Genomic DNA, 16020 nt, shown 5'->3' with positions numbered 1-16020 from the left:
GCGATGAATAACCACCCGTGTACGACTTCCATGAGACCTCAGATAGGAAGGTCCCCTCGATTTTCCGGCAGTATTTTTTCTGTATCTGTTATTCCTAAACAATTTTCCTTTATGAATTCACTCCACGGCATCAGCTGCTTTATGCCTTCTTCCATCAAGAAGATAGTTCATCAGTGTTTCTTTGTGGTTGAAGGCATAGTTTACTGCTTTTTCAAGTTTGCTTCCGCCCGTCGGATTCAGGCTTCCCAGCCATGACCAGAATTCATTCCATATTTCCGTTTCCTTTTCCTGGCGTTTCTGCTTCCGTTCCTCTGCAGGAAGTTCCTTATAGCAGCGTTCCAGGAAAAACAGATGGTTGCAGAAAGCTACTCCTTTTTCTGCCGGAAGAAGGCCGTTGTCATCTGACATTCCGGAAGAAGGCTCTTTCAGTTCCTCTTCTGAATTGATATCCAGAAGCTTCCGCTTTTTCCGACGTCCTGTCGGGACAGCTTCATAAAACTTCCTGCGGCAGTGTGCCAGGCAGCATACCAGAACCACATCTTCAATCCTTCCATATGCGGAATAACCGTCACAGTGCAGCAGCCCTTTGAATCCGGACAGGAATTCGATCGGGTTTTCCCCGCCTCTGACGGGCCGGTAATCGTAAAGCACGATCCCCGGAAGCCCATCGCTTCCACTCAGATAGATCCACATATAAGATTTTGAGGTGGCTTCCTTCCCTTCTTCATGAAGGACCTGGCATGGTACCTCATCCGCATGGATCACTTCCCGGTCTAAAAGTTTCTGATGAAGTGCTTCATATACAGGGGCAAGGTATTCCAGAGCACAGTAGTTGTACCAGTATGCTTCTGTCTCCCTTGGAAGAGGGACTCCTTTCTGAGACCAGTCTTTTTCCTGGCGGTAGAAGGGAAGGTACAGACAGCTTTTCTGGTACATGACCATTGCCACCATATCCGGTGATGCAGGACTATGTGAGAAGCAAGCCTGCATCGGAGGATAAATCTCCTCCATCGAAATTTATTTTAATCTGCCTATTGCTTTCTAATGATAAGGTGTTTACAATACTCATAAAGGGCTCCTTTTGTTGGTATTATTTGAGATTCGACACCTTAATCTTATCACAAGTGGATGCTCTTTTTTCATTCACTTGATAGGTGAAAAGCAATGTTCAGTTAAAGCACAGTAACTATGTGGCTTTCAGCCACTTTCACGGCTTTGCCGTGAATAATATAGGTTTAACACCAGTTTACAACTTTATAAATGATAGACTTGTTGATGAATCAGCTGTTTTAAGGCCTTTGTCATGGCATTTGATTTTATATGTGTTTCGATATTTTTCACGAAAGTGGCAAAAAATATCTGACTGCGAATGCCCTGACTTAATTCAAAACGAAATTCCTGTACGCTTTTTGTACGGTACTCAGAAGAATGTTCGTTCTGATAGGGCAGAATCTTAATTCCTTGGAATTTTTCCCATAGTCATCTTTTATTGTTTTTCCCTGATATTTTCTGCATAGTTCTTCCAAAACATTTTCCTTTTCATATTCTGAACTTTTGAAATGATGTCGCCATTGATAACATTTTTATTATACAGGAATGAGGCGGTAATCACAAACACAATCCACAATACAAAATGATATTCTTTTTTTCTGGATGTTTCTGTGATATACTTATACGCGGTCGTATCAGACCGGAAAGGAAATATTATGTTACAAAAATTATATGTTTTTTTCAGGAAAGAAACCGTTTTGTCAATTGCAGTGATCCTGGCGCTTCTTTCTATGTTCTGGGTCAGACCGGATAAGGCTTATTTTACTTATATCGATTTCAGGACTCTCGGGCTCCTCTTTTGTTTGATGGCAATTGTAGCTGGTTTGAAGGCTGTTGGTGTTTTTGATATACTTGCCAAAAAATTGCTGATGGGAACATCGGGAACTGTGGGTGTGATCAGGCTGTTGGTACTCTTATGTTTCTTCCTGTCAATGGTGATCACCAATGATGTGGCATTGATTACTTTTGTTCCTCTTGCACTGATCATTGTGCATAAACTGCCAAAGGAACTGGGCAATTACTGGCTTCTTAAAATAGTAGCCATGCAGACAATCGCTGCTAATCTCGGAAGCATGCTCACACCAATCGGAAATCCGCAGAACCTTTATCTATATGCCAGAGCAGGGATGTCCGCGGCAGAATTAATAACCCTGATGCTTCCCTATTCCACCACAGCACTTATCCTTCTTCTGATATGGATACAGGTAGCCGCTGCCAAAGCACCTCACGTATGCGGTTCCGAAAAAGATAAAACTCTTTTGGGATTCTCTGACAGAAAAGAACTTAACATGGAATACCTGGCCGCTTACCTGATCTTATTTACAATCTGCCTGCTCACTGTTGCACGTATCATTCCATACCAGATTCCTCTTGTATTGGTTCTTATATATATGCTGCTAAGAAACAGGGAAAATATAAGCAGGGTGGATTACTCCCTGCTTGCCACCTTTATCGCATTATTTATTTTTATCGGCAACCTTGGAAGGATTCCGCAATTCAGCAGTTTTCTGGAAAGAATCATGGCAGGAAGGGAAACACTTACTGCTGTTCTTGCCAGTCAGATTATGAGCAATGTTCCCGCTGCGCTTCTTTTATCCGGCTTTACAGATAATTACCGGGCTTTAATTGTCGGAACCAATATTGGAGGTCTCGGCACTCTGATTGCATCCATGGCAAGCCTGATAAGTTTCAAATATATTGCAAAAGAAAACAGGAATCTGAAAGGGAAGTATTTGGGAATATTCACAGCCTCCAATATTATATTCATGATATTCATGTTAATATTGTATTTTTTTCTTAGATAAAGGTTTTCCCGGAATTACAAAAGCTATAACAATTCTTTCTTCGCAAAAAATTCTCCGCGGCACTCTCCCATCCTGGAAGAAAAGCCGCGGAGAAATCACTGAATGTATTTTATTATGCATGTTCCTATGCAAAGGTTAATTATTCCAGATTTATGAATACCACTGTCAGGATTACTTTGAAGCTGATACCGGATTCATTGCAGACGCAGCCTGTATTTCTGTGCGTGGATGATACGATGGTATCTAAATTTGGCACAAAATTTGAAAATGTTTCAAAACTGTTTGACCATGCTGTACACAACGGTTCCAACTATCTGAATGGACACTGCTTTGTGAGTGTCATGCTCTGCGTACCTGTCTGGAATAGGGATAAAGTATCTTATCTTTCCGTTCCAGGTTCCTGTACCGCCGTTATCTGGATGCATCCTTTTTACCAAAGCTTTATATGCGGCCTTTATGACTTCTTCCGATGCTTCCGGCGTAACTTCTAATATTTCATAATAATTTTTCATAAGTACTCCCACTATTTTTCTTTTTCTTTTTATTTTATCCTGCTTTATCCTACTTTTTGTGACGTGTCAACAAGCAAAACTGTCCGAAAAACACCATTCCCCAATTTTCAGCCACCTGAGTACAAAACTGAGTACAACCGTCCAAAAAAGTCATTTTCTGACTCGAATAAACAGACGCTTTCTGAGACACCCAAAGTCCCGCAACCCGCATAAATACTGGGAAAAAGAAAGGCCTGACAGGGGAGCTGTCAGGTCTTTCGAGGGGAGTATAAATAATTAATAAGGGGCTATGTCATTATTTTAAATACAATGAGAGTAATCAATATATTGGCGAATATATCGTTTTTCATAATATTCTAACCGCCGATCAATTACAATAAAACTCCGCCCTGAGTACAAGTTGAGTACACTTTTATTTTCCTTATATAATTTTCTCCATCTTTTGCATTTCTTTTCTCTTCCATTTATCTGATACATGAGAATAAGTATCTAAGGTAATGGCACTTGAACTATGCCCCAGAAACTCCTGCACTGCTTTTACCGGAAGACCATTTTCAAGCGCTCGGGTAGCAAACGTATGCCGGAAAATATGCGGTGTAATTTTAAACATTATGATTCCGTCTTCTGTCATTCTCTCCTGAATCTTCTTTATTTCAGTATTTACTTTTGTATGACTATAAGGTCTTCCCTCATCTGTAGTAAAAACCAGATTCTCCAATCCTTCATCTGGTTGCCAATAAATTCCAGCCCTCAGTTTTCTTTTATTTTGTTCTCTCTTTTCTTCTTTTAATAGGTAATAGATTCTTTCAAGCATAAAGATTTCTCTTACACTTGATTCACTCTTAGCGGTATCTAACCAATACCCCTCTCCTTTACTGGTCTTTAAGGTATGTCGAACTCTAATGATTTTTTCATTAAAATCTACATCCTGCCATTGCAACGCACGAATCTCTCCGATTCTCATTCCAGTTCCCAGCGCAAAGGAAATAATATTTTCACATACTGTTCCTTCCGCATATTTCATAAAAATTTCCTGTTCCTCTTGCGTCATTGCTTTTTTCTTCTCCTTGGTTTTCGTTTTTGGTATTCTTGTAACAGAAACAGGATTGTCCCTAACAAGCCTGTTGATAATTGCCTGTCTATACATTCCATTCAAAACAGCCTTTACCAGTTTTATTGTCTGCTTTGCATATTGCTCGGCCATCTCATTAAATAAATGCTGTATTTGATCTGGACGTATATCTTTCAGTTTTCTTTTTCCCAATTCCTTTTCTATGTAGGATTTATAAGTTTCTGTATAGTTGATTATGGTTCCTTTTTTAACTTCCATGCGCTTATATTCCTTAATCCAAGTTGCAAACCAAGAATTTACTGTAACCTCTGTTTCCTTGAAATACATATCATGTGTCACTTCATAACGTCGGTCATTTAATTTTTTTAATGTTTCATCAACCGTTTTGCCATAAACCCAGTACGTTTCTCCTTCATATTGAAAACGTCCCATATAATCATCACGGTCTTCTCTATATCGTATTCCCTGTGGTAACACTTTTTTCTGTTTCATAGCCATGGTTCTTCCTCCAGTTTTCTATTTTGGCAAATTCTCAAAGTAAGCGTCCATCTTTGATGTGAGATATAATTTCCGCCTGCCCACTCTTATCTCTGCGCCGATCTCCCTGGCTATTTTGTTGAGGCTGCTTTCGCCAATTCCATATCGTTGTTTTGCGTCATCTTTTCCAATGCTAATAGGATGGATAAATGATTTCTTTTCAATTTTTAATTTTCTCATAGTGGCATCTCCTTTTGTCTTTTTTTACCCTACTGTTATCGAAAAATATTTTTTTATATTTCGCCTATACAATAAGATAAAGAGAAACACTCTCTGTTACTTGAAGATAATATATATACAAAAAAAGAGCCTTTACGCTCACGATATAGGAAAATGCCGTACAAATTTCAAAATATCCTATTGGCTGATTATTTACAGGCCTCAGAATCATGTCTGACCTTTTACTATTCCTGTAATAAAGAATATCTTATGACGTTATGACATATGACAGAATAAAAATATAGATATTTTTATAATAAAATTTTACTGTTAATATTTTTTAATATTAAATTTATAATATACTTTTAGCTTTAGGAATTCCAATTTCAAGAAAGGAGACACTCTTATGCCCCAGACCAAAGATCAAAAAATCACTTTCCGCTGTACAAAAGAGGAAAAAGAACATCTGACTGCTCTCGCAGAATCCAAAGGAAAAAGTGTCAGCAACTTTATTATTTCACTTTGCCTATCTCAAGACCAAGATCCTGAATCTTCCGAATGGGATACCCATAAACAGGAAGTTTTTTGTACGCTCCAAACTCTTGACAATCTGCTTGCATCTTCTCCACGATACCTCAATTTTCACACTGTCAGAAAGGAGCTTCACCGTTTATGCCAAATTTTAAAATAGTCCCATCCTCACAATATAAAAACAATAGCGAAAAAAATGACGTTGTAAATAATATCATCAGTTACATACTTCGCCCTTCAAAAATCCCACATAACATAACTGGCGGCATTGGAGTAAGCCTCACAAGTGCCTCTGATGTCATTAAGCAATTTAAACAAGTCAAAAAAAGTTTCCGGAAAACCAGAGGTATACCGCTTCAACACTTCATCGTTTCCTTTTCTGAGGGAGAAGAAAAACTATATTCTCTGCGGCAATTTCAAAGCATCGGCTATCAAATTGCAGAATATTTTAACGGGGAATATCAAATAATTTTCGCTCTGCATGAAGACAGCAAACATCTTCATTTACATTTTGCCGTGAATACCGTGAATTTCAGAACTGGTAAAAAAATGGTTTGGAATGAGACTTCCTTCTATTCCTTGAAAAACTTTATTGAAACCTACACGCTGACCACCTATTTTTGAAGCGGTCGTGTGTCATAAAGCCTGATTTTATGCGGTTATGACGCATAATCTAAAAAAGGGGCCGTGAACAGATTACTGTTCATCAGCCCCTTCTAATAGATAAAATGACTCTCTCTTATTGATTTTCTTTAGCTACAAACTTATCAAACTTTTCTTTATTCATCATAATATAACTGTTTTTTTCTCCGCCTACCCATCGCGACCAACTGATATTATTTTTATCCCATTTTATCAATTCATTACTTTTTAGCGCCTCTCGTACAGATTCGGCAAGTTCTCCCACTTTTCCTGAATACTCTTTTTCCTTTTTCATATATTCCAGGAAAGCTCCTGCATATGTTTTAGTTTTTAACCAGTAGTATTCTTCATTTTCTTCAAATTGTTTTCCTGTACCTGGCTGACAAAGAACGACTGCTTCTGCTTCATTTATGAGACTTTCATTCTTTTTCAATTCTTTTTGAATAAAATCATACAGGTTTGAAATATATTCTTTATCTGTTAATTCTTCTACTTTTTCTCCATCCCCATTCTCATTAAGTAGTAAATATTGGGCCTTTTCTTTTATTCTTTCTAATAAAGCCTCATCATCATCTGTAAGTATAGATTTTGCTGCATTTTCTATATATTTTAAAAGATAAGAAAACGTTACATAACATATTTGACAAAATTCCTCTTCTAATTCACGTCTTCCGCATTGTTCCAAACGCTCTATTATGCCATTTTTATTGCTCATATCAGATTCCAAATTCCACAAAAAAAGATACATCATAGTATGTATAGCACTTTTTAGTCGTTTTTTTTCAGCTATAGTTCTGGGTAACTCTACTTTATTTAACTCAGCCCCCCATGTACCTTTTAGCTTAGTTTTATTTACATATATTGGAACTAATTTTATCTCTTCTTTTTGCAGAATACGATCTATTTTCTTTTTATCCTCTGATCTTATTTCCCCATTTTTTATAAAAATAACTGGAACATCAGAACACACCTTCAATTCTTTCAAATAATTCCCCAAATTTTTCGATTTAACATCCAACACTAACGGACTATCTTGAAAACTATTCGATAATACATGGCAAAAAATATCTGCAACATCTTCCGCTATGCTTATATCCTTTGCAACTAAGCACAGCGATACACGATCTTGATTATTTTTATTGGAATAATAATAAGCAAATGCTGAATATAAGGTATGTGAAAACACACCCATTAACACTGGATATTCTTCCATCAACTCCAAAGCTTTTTTTATTTCTTCTATGTCTTCTAAACAGAGTATATGAAATATTTTTCCGAAAGACAATTCTTCTGGCATTTTACCACCCAGAAACTTCTTGGCGATAGATTCTAACTTTTTCTCCTCCTGCATTTTTTCTATTGGACGAAAACAACCTTTCTTCCAACCAATCAAAATCTTATCTTTTTTCAAATTTTTCTCCTGTTCCATTATTTTTCCTCCCACCGCATTTTTTCTATATACTACCACATTTATCTGATTATTTCCATAATACAAATATTATTATAAAAAATAAACTGATAGATACCATTTCTCTTTTTGTATCTATCAGTCTATTTTTATCTCTCCCCCCTACTCTTCATTCACCAGTTTATAAAAACTGCTCCTTTTTAGCTTGCAGTTCTCCATTGCTTTCTTAGCTGTAATCTCCCCTTTTACCCACTTTTCGTAGTTCTCTGACCAATTATTCGGCTTTTTGATTTCAGGCCTGCCAACAGGCCGCCCGGTCTTCGTTGAAACCTTCTTTCCATTTTTGACAGGCATACAGTCGATTCCTTCTCTTTGACGCTGGCGGATTTTATCTCGTTCCTGCTCTGCAATGGAACTTAATACCTCAATCAGAATATTATTTATCATTTCCATAATCCACTCCTGCCCTTTGGGAATATCAATCATCGTCGTTGGAATATCTATTACCATGACCCTTATTTCTCTCTTCTTCCAATATTCCAGCTCCTTTAATATTTCCTGCTTATTTCTTCCGAAGCGATCCAGTTCCTTCACGATCAGAACATCCCCCGCCCGCAGGCCCAAAGCAGACTTCAAAGCCTTATAATTTTCTCGGTTAAAATTTTTCCCAGATTCTTTGTCACATACGATCTGCTCATCTGCTGCTCCCATTTTCTTAAATGCTTCTATTTGCCTAGCAAGGTTTTGGTCTTTGCTGGAAACCCTTGCATAAAAAAATTTTCCCATGCTGAAATCCTTTCTCTGTCCGAAAAAGCCTCTGTATTTCTGGATATGTCCATAAATACAAATATGACTTTTTCGGATACTTTTTCTTTTCTTTTTTCAATGTCCAAAAATGTGTACTTTTTTGGATGGTTTCATGCCGCCTTTTCTTCGGCCTGCCCGTCTACTACCGTTTCATTTTCCACTTCGCTCATATCTTCTGATAAATGAAGTTTTATAGATTCATCGTTTATCAGCGCTCTGGCCGTTTCAATCTTCACCGGAGCATACTTTAAAACTCTTTTTATCATGGTCTTTTTCGCCATATCTTCATAATTATTTTCCCAAGGGCTGAAACCCGATGCAAAAGACTTTGAATATCTGGCCGCATACTGATCCATCTCCTGCCTGCTCATGACCTCAAATCCATATCCGCCATTCACCATTTTAAAGAGTCCATAAAACAATCTGATCTCTCCTCTGTCCTCTAATTCCGGCCGATGTATCAATCTTGAATTTAAGCCCAGCTCATACTCAAAATAATCATTCTCATAGACCGTCTGCGCCTGTATAATCTGAATAGCCGGATTTCTGTACACCAGTTCCAAAAGTCCTTTGTAGCCGATCTGAAACTGACACTCCATCTTTCCTTTATTATTGAATGGAATCAAATACGCCTGTCCCATAGGTGTATTTGGCTCCAAGCCTAACTGGGCCGCGTTCATTAAGGCCGCCAATACCGAGATCTGACTGCACTCTGCCAGCTTCGGCGTTGTATTAAGGGCTGACAATGCCATTCTGATAAATCTTTCCGGTGTTACCACAGAGGGCAATGCTTTCTTTATTTCCGGCTGTAAAGCCCGAATCATATCAGAAATACTCATTGACTTTTTTAATTTCACTTCCTTCTGAGTAATCTCCGCTTTCTGAGCCAGTTCTTCTTTCACATTCATCTGTTTTTCCTCCAAAAATAAACAGGGAAAGAATGACGGAATCATCACCCTTTCCCTAAACTTTTCATGCCGCTTTCACAGTAAATCTTCTGCTTAAACTTATCTTGCTGTACTTCTTATAGACATCTGGCATTTCTTCTTTCAGCCTTGCAGTGTCCAGCGTATTACTTTCAATATTTTTCCAATATACACGGAAATTCTCATTCTCAGCTGATTCTGCATTTCCCATATACACTTTAATTTTCTGCTCGATTTCATTCTTTTCCTTGGTCAGCTTCTTGATAAGCTCTGCCACTTCCATTCTCCTTTTCAGTCCTTCATCAAAGCCTTGAAGATGAACTGCTTTTTCTGAGTCTGCCTTTGGAAAAGCACCTTTAATCCAAGCGTCAAAGGCATCTGAACCATCTGCTTCTGGTGGATTTTTCTTTTCCACATGATTCTGCCAAAAATCTTTTTCGATGGAACGTAGGTTTTTAATCACACTTTCATCCCGAAGAATCTTGTGATATACCAGTCCCTTTCCAAAGATCAAAGCAGCAATATACCAGGCATCCAATCCTAAAACCGCCATGTAATGATAACACTGAATCTGATAATGCGGCGGTATATTCCCATTCTCCCACTTATCGGCACTGTAGGCATTTACTGTCTTACACTCAAGCCCTGCTTTCTCTCCTACAATTAAACGGTCTACATCTGCCAGCATAAATGGATTCTCTTCATCATAAAACATGGCATTTGCTTTACGGACTTTCAAGCCTGTCTCTTCCATAAATCGCTGGGCAACATAATCCTCCAGATCTCTTCCCAGACGCATTGCTTCATTATCTTTTTTCTCTATCTCATCACTGATTTTATCTTGGTAAATATTCATTGGCGAGCTATATGGATTCAATCCACATACCGCCCCCGCATCAGAACCGCCGATTCCTCTTTTTCTGTAAGCAAGCCATTCCTCTTCTGATAATCCTGTTGTTGATACAAGTTTTTTCATATTCTGTCCTTTCTGCGTCGTTATGCGATTTCCTTCACCATTTCATACGCTTTATCAATCAGCGGATTCCCCTTGATCGTCTTATCAAAAATCTGTTCTCTGTACTGGTGCGTTGTCCGTAGAGGAGTCGAATGAGTACTAAAATCAGATACCGCATTGATAAAGCGAAAAGCATTTTTTCCCATATGCTGTAAGTCCGGTGCTTCAAAATAGCGCATTTTTAATTCTTCTCTAAGGTAATGGATATTCTTTTTCTTCCTCAAAGTAATATCATCCCGGATTGGCAAAAGAAGTTCTATGTATTCTTCTACTTTTTTATCCGGCATTTTTATCTTTTGAAGTTTCTCTGCCTCCTTACCAAATTCTTTCATATACTTATCTGCCAGAAATAAGGTTTCTTCTGCCTCTTCTATCTTTTCCTGAATATTTCCCATATGCTTAGATGCCCAGCTTCTGGATGCTGTATTAAGAGCCAGATTTAAGGTATTCTGACAAACAACCCGTATTGGCGTAATTGCTACCCGGATAGCTCCCAATCCATCATGAGAATTGCTGAAAACCAGATAGGAATTTACCTCTTCTCCGGTTATCACATAAGGTTCCGGTAATTTTGCCAAAATCCACGTTTTCTTTCCGTTTTGCAGACTTCCGGCAGTTTCATAATGAACGCCTTTTCCAAGTAATTCATCCGTAAAAGCAAAAGCTTCCGTGTTCTGTACCACCTTATACCTGTCTGTAACAATTCCCAAAATTTCCTCGTCTTTATCCCGGATATTTACCTTATATCCGGGAACATTTTTTCCAAATTCTGTATATAACTGTCTCTGTTCGACCATCCAGTCGAGTCCCGCCAGTTTTAATGCTGTCTCAGAATCCGGAGCCTCCTCTACGATTGTTCCAAGTCCATGCCACGGTCTTTCTCTTACACTGAACATTGTTTCTACTTCTGCTGCCATCTTGATCTTCTCCTCTCATCATTTCTTGTTTTCTTTTTTCTGCTTTGATTCCTGCTTACCATTTACGAACTGTACCACTTCGCAAATCAGAACTACGGTTTCCACTAACTGCTGTACAAAAGATTTCTTTTTCATTTCTTCACCTTCTTTCTTTTTCTATGGATTCAGAAGGATAATATATCAATGAAAATCTGTACAAAACGGGCGTTACTGTTTATATCAGTTTAAAAAACCTAATTCTTTTCTTCAAAAAAATGACTCTTATTATTTTCTATTTTTTAAACGAACTACCTTATAAGAAGCACTGTCATAAACTTTATACAACCCAGTGAAACTCAGATAAGCCATTCTCACGAAAGGAGTTTTTATGTTCGAGCAATATCCGGATCTCTTATCTTTCGACCAATGTAGAGAAATTTTACAGATTGGAAAAAATTCTTTGTTAGACCTTCTTCACTCACAAGAGCTGGAAGGAATGAAAATCAAGAACCGCTGGCGGATTCCCAAAGACCGCCTGCTGATGTTTATTTTGGCACATAAATAAAAAATCTCCCTTACCAAGATTTTATGTTCCTGGTAAGGGAGATCCTTATACATTCGTTATTTAGACCCTATTAAACGATTATATCTTCTAATCAATATTTAAAAGAAATTGTATTAAAGTGAGCATAGATGTATTTTTCTTTATAAAAACTACGTCCTAACGTTTTCTTTGAGTATTTGCCACTCCATGCCAGCAGCTTACTTGAGCAAGAAGAAGTTTCTTTAATTTTTATTCTGTTTCCATTCACATAAGTAAACGTCAAACTATGTTTTTTACCATAACGGCACTTGAAACTTGCAGTTGCTACTTTTCCATTTCTTCCTATTATTGCGGTCTTATGACTCAGTGAAAAGCCTGGCATCCTTATGCTATATTTCATTTTATTACCTGCTACAGAATGAATAATCAAATGAAAATCTCCCTCTGTTGCTGTATACCAGGTACCTTTTCCAAAATATCCATTGACCGTAACCGTACAGGTATATGATTTATTGCCGCATTTTGCAACGATTGTAGCTTTTCCTGGCTTTTTACCTTTTACAACACCACTGCTTGTAACTGTTGCTATAGATGGCGATTTACTCTTCCAAGTAACTTTACCCTTCGCAGATTTTAAGGATAATTTGTAGTTCTTTCCAATCGTTACACTAACGGCCTTCTTATTTAACTTCGGAACTGGTTTCGGTTTTACTGTGATATAGCAGATTTCATAAATCCAGTTTTCCGGATCATCGGAATCACTGTCTTCAATACTTTCCGTTACAGCGGCAACAACATATGTCTCACCAGCTTTTCTACCAAATACTCTTCCAGAGGCATCGACCGTTGCAATGGACTCATCATCACTAATCCAGGTAACGGATTTATTAGTGGCCTCATTTGGCAACACCTGTGCAGTCAATTTTGCAGATGAACCTGCCTGTATTGTCATTTCTGCTATTAAAGCAATTCCTGTAGCTTTTACTGGCTTTGCTTTTACCTTCAAATTACAGCTTCCAACAACGCCGCTTCCATCTGTGGCTTTTGCTGTAATTACTGCCGTTCCTACTTTCTTCGTCGATACCGTACCATGATAATCAACTACAGCAACAGAAGGATTACTGCTACTCCATGTTAAAGTCTTATTATCCGCATTATCTGGCGAAATTTTTTCAATTAAAGTTTTCTCGTCACCTACTATAATTTCAATAGAGGAATCTAAATCAATTTTTGAGACATAAATGTAATCACGACAATTTAGATTAAATGCATAATCTTCATTCAAAGTTCCTGTTACTCTAAGCAAATAAGTTCCAGGATCTACAATTATGCCCTCTGCCTTATTATATGGATTTGTTGTAGTTTTATTTTCCTGTAACTTATCAGTTCCCTTATATAATTCAAATTTAACCCAATCTGAACTTTCTCGCGGAACCCAAGACTCCAATGCTATCACACTTTTCCTATCAATAGTAAATTTATACCAGTCAATATCTTCATCATCGTTTAGATTGCCTGTATATTTTACATTTACATTTTTTACATTAGCATCATTGATTACATTATTCTCTTCTTGTTCATAACTTTTTTCAGACTCATAACTTATATCAACTTTTAACCTGTATTCTTGAGGATCTCCGTCTGGAATTCCTTCCCAGTTTTCTCTTCCCGCACATCTTATGAAATAACTTCCTTTTTTTAATCGTATCCGTCCAAAATCAGGGCCTTTTTTAATTTTTTTAGTATTTCTATTTGCATCTTCTTTATATAAGTAAACTTCATTATGACTTGCTAAATCACTTGCTTTTATTAACACAAGTCCATTCTGCGCCATAACAAACTTATACACATCCGCATCTTCTGAAGTCAAATTACCCTCATATGTAATACCTGGCTGAATCATATTAGCAGTATCAAATGTATCATTGCTTTCTATTTCACCTACATATTGATTGCTTGTTTGATATTGCAAGATAAATCTAGCTTCACTATTGACGTTATATGCTTCATTCAATTCCATATATAAACTTTGCTGACCTTGTGTAACAGAAAACCATTGACTTCTTGTATTTTCTATTCCATCATAAAAAATTTGTCCTCTATCACCTAATTTACAATAAGTCATAATCTCTTTTGTCGTACTTTTGAATACAACCCGGACTCTTCCCGCACTCGGAAACGCAATATTATGAAACCAATAACTTGAGTAACCTGTATAACTTGCCATTTCAATCAATTCGCTTATTTTATATTCCTTATTAAGCTGCAAAGCACCAGATGCCATTGCCTTCATTGTACCTTTTCCAAAGATGAAAATCCCCATAACAAAAATTATCATCCACAATATCTGCATCTTCTTTAATTTCTGTAACATATTATCCTCCTTTTTTCACTCTTTTTCATCTTTACCATGTTACTTTTTTCCTTAACTTGAATCCACCAATTCCCCCTTTTTTATATAATCCTACTAAGTCCCACTTTATCCTACTTTATCTTACATGTCAATATTATTTCGGACAAACTGCTATAGTGATACAAAAAGGAGTATTGTATGAAGCCATTAAAAAGTAAAATCAGTATCACTCTGGATTCAGACATTATTGAAGTTCTTAAAAAGGAAGCAGAAGAAGATGATCGTTCTTTCAGTCAATATGTAAATCTCATTTTAAAAGACTACATAAGAAGCAAAGATTCTCTTCCTAACAAATCTAAGCACAGTCCTTCATAGTAAAGTAAAAAAAGAGAAGTTTTAGATTCTTCCCTTCTAAAACTTCTCTCAACAGGATTTTCCACTTCCAAAAACAGTTTTTACTATTTTTTCTGCTAACATAATACCGAAACATATAAGACAAACCATACATATTATATCAACGACCTTACTTATCTTGAAAAGTGGAAATATATATTTTTTCCATACGACCAACGCTATTAAAGCTTGAAGTGTCGTATTATCATCTTCTCCCCATTTGCGTTTTTTAGGCAAAAACAAATTCAATACTCCAACCATTAGAACAGAACCAAGACCAACCACACAATATGCTCCACAGCAAATCGCCGCGATAAAAAGCCACTCTGCCAAACCTAATTTTTTAAATATAATCCCCAAAATTATTGCCCCGATAATGCCCGAAGCATTTTCCTTCAATAATTCAAATACTTCTAACTTATTATCTTCTTTCACACTTTGCTGGGGTCGTTCTTCTCTTTTATATTCTGCTCTATTTTCTGTTTTATGCTCATTCTTATTCTCTTGCGCTTTTTCTTCTTTTCTTTCCCACTGACTATTGGTCGTTGTATTTGCTTTGAAGTTATTTTGTTCTAAATCATACCTTTCCCTCTTGTTCTTATCAGACAGAACCTCATATGCTTCATTAACATCTTCAATGGTCTTTCCGTTCCAAGTTCCTGTACCGCCGTTATCTGGATGCATCCTTTTTACCAAGGCCTTATATGCGGCCTTTATTACTTCTTCCGATGCTTCTGGCGTAACTTCTAATATTTCATAATAGTTTTTCATAAGTACTCCCACCATTTTCTCTTTTTACTTCATCCTACTTTATCCCACTTTTTGTGACATGTCAATAAACAAAACTGTCCGAAAACCACCATTTTCCAATTTTCAGCCACCTGAGTACAAAACTGAGTACAACCGTCCAAAAAAGTCATTTTCTGTAACAAATAAACAGACACTTTCCTAGACCCAAAAAGTCCCGGAAGCCGCATAAATACTGGCAAAAAGAAAGACCTGACAGGGGAGCTGTCAGGCCTTTCGAGGGGAGTATAAATAATTAATAAGGGGTTGTAAGAAGAATTTTTGAAGGGGAAATTCTTCTACACACAGAATTATAATATAATTTGGAAGAAATTGCAATCATTATTTTTTTGTAACAGTTCAGAGCAGTTACTAATCCAGATGGAAAACGGTCTGGAGATCGATGCTCACCGGGCTGTTATCCGGGTTGGTTTCCATAATGTCAGCCATGAAATCCCACCATTTCCGGTCAGAGCTGATTATGGCGTTTTTCGTATTCTGCTTCCTGTCCTTCATAAAGTTTCATTGTGACATGCTCCCACCACTTAAATCACTGATTTTGAAGTGGGGGCTTCTTGCTCAAT

General features: G+C 37.2%; 17 protein-coding genes. 5 read left to right on the top strand and 12 right to left on the bottom strand.

The genetic code is table 11. The annotated features are described in order from the left end of the window. Window positions 1-117: 117 nt before the first annotated feature. Window positions 118-990 (bottom strand): IS66 family transposase, encoded by an 873-nt coding sequence (gene tnpC, locus DXA57_RS14765; RefSeq protein ID WP_158571339.1) that lies wholly within the window; start codon window positions 988-990, stop codon window positions 118-120. A 716-nt stretch (window positions 991-1706) separates the two neighbouring features. On the opposite strand from tnpC, the gene DXA57_RS14755 reads away from it, so the two are divergent. After that, the gene (locus DXA57_RS14755) at window positions 1707-2855 is read left to right on the top strand and encodes an SLC13 family permease (RefSeq protein ID WP_117768042.1); all 1149 of its coding nucleotides are present in this window, start codon (window positions 1707-1709) and stop codon (window positions 2853-2855) included. Between the two features lie 272 nt (window positions 2856-3127). On the opposite strand, the gene DXA57_RS17940 is transcribed toward DXA57_RS14755, so the two are convergent. The 3 genes from DXA57_RS17940 to DXA57_RS14735 form a co-directional block, all read right to left on the bottom strand. After that, on the bottom strand, window positions 3128-3367 hold the full coding sequence (locus DXA57_RS17940; protein WP_330423280.1) for a J domain-containing protein: 240 nt from the start codon (window positions 3365-3367) through the stop codon (window positions 3128-3130). 421 nt (window positions 3368-3788) lie between these two features. Further along, window positions 3789-4937 carry a tyrosine-type recombinase/integrase gene (locus tag DXA57_RS14740; RefSeq protein WP_117768041.1) on the bottom strand — a complete coding sequence of 383 codons (1149 nt, stop codon included), beginning with the start codon at window positions 4935-4937 and terminating at the stop codon, window positions 3789-3791. 18 nt (window positions 4938-4955) lie between these two features. After that, complete coding sequence (locus DXA57_RS14735; RefSeq protein WP_117768040.1) at window positions 4956-5156, bottom strand: DUF6462 family protein; 201 nt, start codon at window positions 5154-5156, stop codon at window positions 4956-4958. Window positions 5157-5541: 385 nt separating this feature from the next. On the opposite strand from DXA57_RS14735, the gene DXA57_RS14730 reads away from it, so the two are divergent. Further along, a complete protein-coding gene (locus DXA57_RS14730; RefSeq protein WP_117768039.1) occupies window positions 5542-5826 on the top strand; it encodes a plasmid mobilization protein in 285 nt (94 codons plus the stop codon). Next, complete coding sequence (locus tag DXA57_RS14725) at window positions 5808-6290, top strand: relaxase/mobilization nuclease domain-containing protein (protein ID WP_117768038.1); 483 nt, start codon at window positions 5808-5810, stop codon at window positions 6288-6290. The genes DXA57_RS14730 and DXA57_RS14725 overlap by 19 nt, the downstream gene beginning before the upstream one ends. A gap of 115 nt (window positions 6291-6405) precedes the next feature. Here DXA57_RS14725 and DXA57_RS14720 read toward each other — a convergent pair whose 3' ends face one another. From DXA57_RS14720 to DXA57_RS14700, 5 genes are all read right to left on the bottom strand, one after another. After that, on the bottom strand, window positions 6406-7737 hold the full coding sequence (locus DXA57_RS14720) for a hypothetical protein (protein WP_117768037.1): 1332 nt from the start codon (window positions 7735-7737) through the stop codon (window positions 6406-6408). 141 nt (window positions 7738-7878) lie between these two features. Further along, entirely contained in the window at window positions 7879-8502 is a 624-nt protein-coding gene (locus DXA57_RS14715) for a recombinase family protein (RefSeq protein WP_117768036.1), read from the bottom strand. A 131-nt stretch (window positions 8503-8633) separates the two neighbouring features. After that, entirely contained in the window at window positions 8634-9431 is a 798-nt protein-coding gene (locus tag DXA57_RS14710) for a recombinase RecT (RefSeq protein WP_117768035.1), read from the bottom strand. Window positions 9432-9495: 64 nt separating this feature from the next. Further along, a complete protein-coding gene (locus DXA57_RS14705) occupies window positions 9496-10425 on the bottom strand; it encodes a YqaJ viral recombinase family nuclease (RefSeq protein ID WP_117768034.1) in 930 nt (309 codons plus the stop codon). A 20-nt stretch (window positions 10426-10445) separates the two neighbouring features. Then, window positions 10446-11381 carry a DUF932 domain-containing protein gene (locus tag DXA57_RS14700; protein WP_117768033.1) on the bottom strand — a complete coding sequence of 312 codons (936 nt, stop codon included), beginning with the start codon at window positions 11379-11381 and terminating at the stop codon, window positions 10446-10448. A gap of 367 nt (window positions 11382-11748) precedes the next feature. Here DXA57_RS14700 and DXA57_RS14695 point away from each other — a divergent pair, with 367 nt between their 5' ends. Further along, window positions 11749-11925, top strand: a complete 177-nt coding sequence (locus DXA57_RS14695) for a helix-turn-helix domain-containing protein (RefSeq protein WP_117768032.1) — start codon at window positions 11749-11751, stop codon at window positions 11923-11925. A gap of 91 nt (window positions 11926-12016) precedes the next feature. Here DXA57_RS14695 and DXA57_RS14690 read toward each other — a convergent pair whose 3' ends face one another. Then, window positions 12017-14278, bottom strand: coding sequence for an Ig-like domain-containing protein (locus tag DXA57_RS14690; RefSeq protein WP_117768031.1), 2262 nt, complete (start codon window positions 14276-14278; stop codon window positions 12017-12019). Window positions 14279-14455: 177 nt separating this feature from the next. Here DXA57_RS14690 and DXA57_RS14685 point away from each other — a divergent pair, with 177 nt between their 5' ends. Further along, window positions 14456-14632 (top strand): toxin-antitoxin system protein, encoded by a 177-nt coding sequence (locus DXA57_RS14685; RefSeq protein WP_117768030.1) that lies wholly within the window; start codon window positions 14456-14458, stop codon window positions 14630-14632. 48 nt (window positions 14633-14680) lie between these two features. Here the strand turns inward: DXA57_RS14685 and DXA57_RS14680 are convergent, their stop codons facing one another. After that, a complete protein-coding gene (locus tag DXA57_RS14680) occupies window positions 14681-15421 on the bottom strand; it encodes a J domain-containing protein (protein ID WP_158571338.1) in 741 nt (246 codons plus the stop codon). A gap of 387 nt (window positions 15422-15808) precedes the next feature. Then, window positions 15809-15952: an L-rhamnose mutarotase gene (locus DXA57_RS14675; protein WP_117768028.1), complete on the bottom strand. Its 144-nt coding sequence runs from the start codon at window positions 15950-15952 to the stop codon at window positions 15809-15811. Window positions 15953-16020 lie beyond the last annotated feature (68 nt).

It is taken from the genome of Blautia sp. OF03-15BH, assembly GCF_003463065.1.
In the GTDB taxonomy this organism is placed as follows: domain Bacteria; phylum Bacillota; class Clostridia; order Lachnospirales; family Lachnospiraceae; genus Limivivens.
Note: the sequence above shows the minus strand (reverse complement) of the source record. Positions and strands in the feature narration are given on the sequence as shown.

Coding starts and splice junctions, on each gene's coding strand:
- tnpC (WP_158571339.1), bottom strand. CDS start 990: ATGCAGGCTTGCTTCTCACATAGTCCTGCATCACCGGATATGGTGGCA.
- DXA57_RS14755 (WP_117768042.1), top strand. CDS start 1,707: ATGTTACAAAAATTATATGTTTTTTTCAGGAAAGAAACCGTTTTGTCA.
- DXA57_RS17940 (WP_330423280.1), bottom strand. CDS start 3,367: ATGAAAAATTATTATGAAATATTAGAAGTTACGCCGGAAGCATCGGAA.
- DXA57_RS14740 (WP_117768041.1), bottom strand. CDS start 4,937: ATGGCTATGAAACAGAAAAAAGTGTTACCACAGGGAATACGATATAGA.
- DXA57_RS14735 (WP_117768040.1), bottom strand. CDS start 5,156: ATGAGAAAATTAAAAATTGAAAAGAAATCATTTATCCATCCTATTAGC.
- DXA57_RS14730 (WP_117768039.1), top strand. CDS start 5,542: ATGCCCCAGACCAAAGATCAAAAAATCACTTTCCGCTGTACAAAAGAG.
- DXA57_RS14725 (WP_117768038.1), top strand. CDS start 5,808: ATGCCAAATTTTAAAATAGTCCCATCCTCACAATATAAAAACAATAGC.
- DXA57_RS14720 (WP_117768037.1), bottom strand. CDS start 7,737: ATGGAACAGGAGAAAAATTTGAAAAAAGATAAGATTTTGATTGGTTGG.
- DXA57_RS14715 (WP_117768036.1), bottom strand. CDS start 8,502: ATGGGAAAATTTTTTTATGCAAGGGTTTCCAGCAAAGACCAAAACCTT.
- DXA57_RS14710 (WP_117768035.1), bottom strand. CDS start 9,431: ATGAATGTGAAAGAAGAACTGGCTCAGAAAGCGGAGATTACTCAGAAG.
- DXA57_RS14705 (WP_117768034.1), bottom strand. CDS start 10,425: ATGAAAAAACTTGTATCAACAACAGGATTATCAGAAGAGGAATGGCTT.
- DXA57_RS14700 (WP_117768033.1), bottom strand. CDS start 11,381: ATGGCAGCAGAAGTAGAAACAATGTTCAGTGTAAGAGAAAGACCGTGG.
- DXA57_RS14695 (WP_117768032.1), top strand. CDS start 11,749: ATGTTCGAGCAATATCCGGATCTCTTATCTTTCGACCAATGTAGAGAA.
- DXA57_RS14690 (WP_117768031.1), bottom strand. CDS start 14,278: ATGTTACAGAAATTAAAGAAGATGCAGATATTGTGGATGATAATTTTT.
- DXA57_RS14685 (WP_117768030.1), top strand. CDS start 14,456: ATGAAGCCATTAAAAAGTAAAATCAGTATCACTCTGGATTCAGACATT.
- DXA57_RS14680 (WP_158571338.1), bottom strand. CDS start 15,421: ATGAAAAACTATTATGAAATATTAGAAGTTACGCCAGAAGCATCGGAA.
- DXA57_RS14675 (WP_117768028.1), bottom strand. CDS start 15,952: ATGAAGGACAGGAAGCAGAATACGAAAAACGCCATAATCAGCTCTGAC.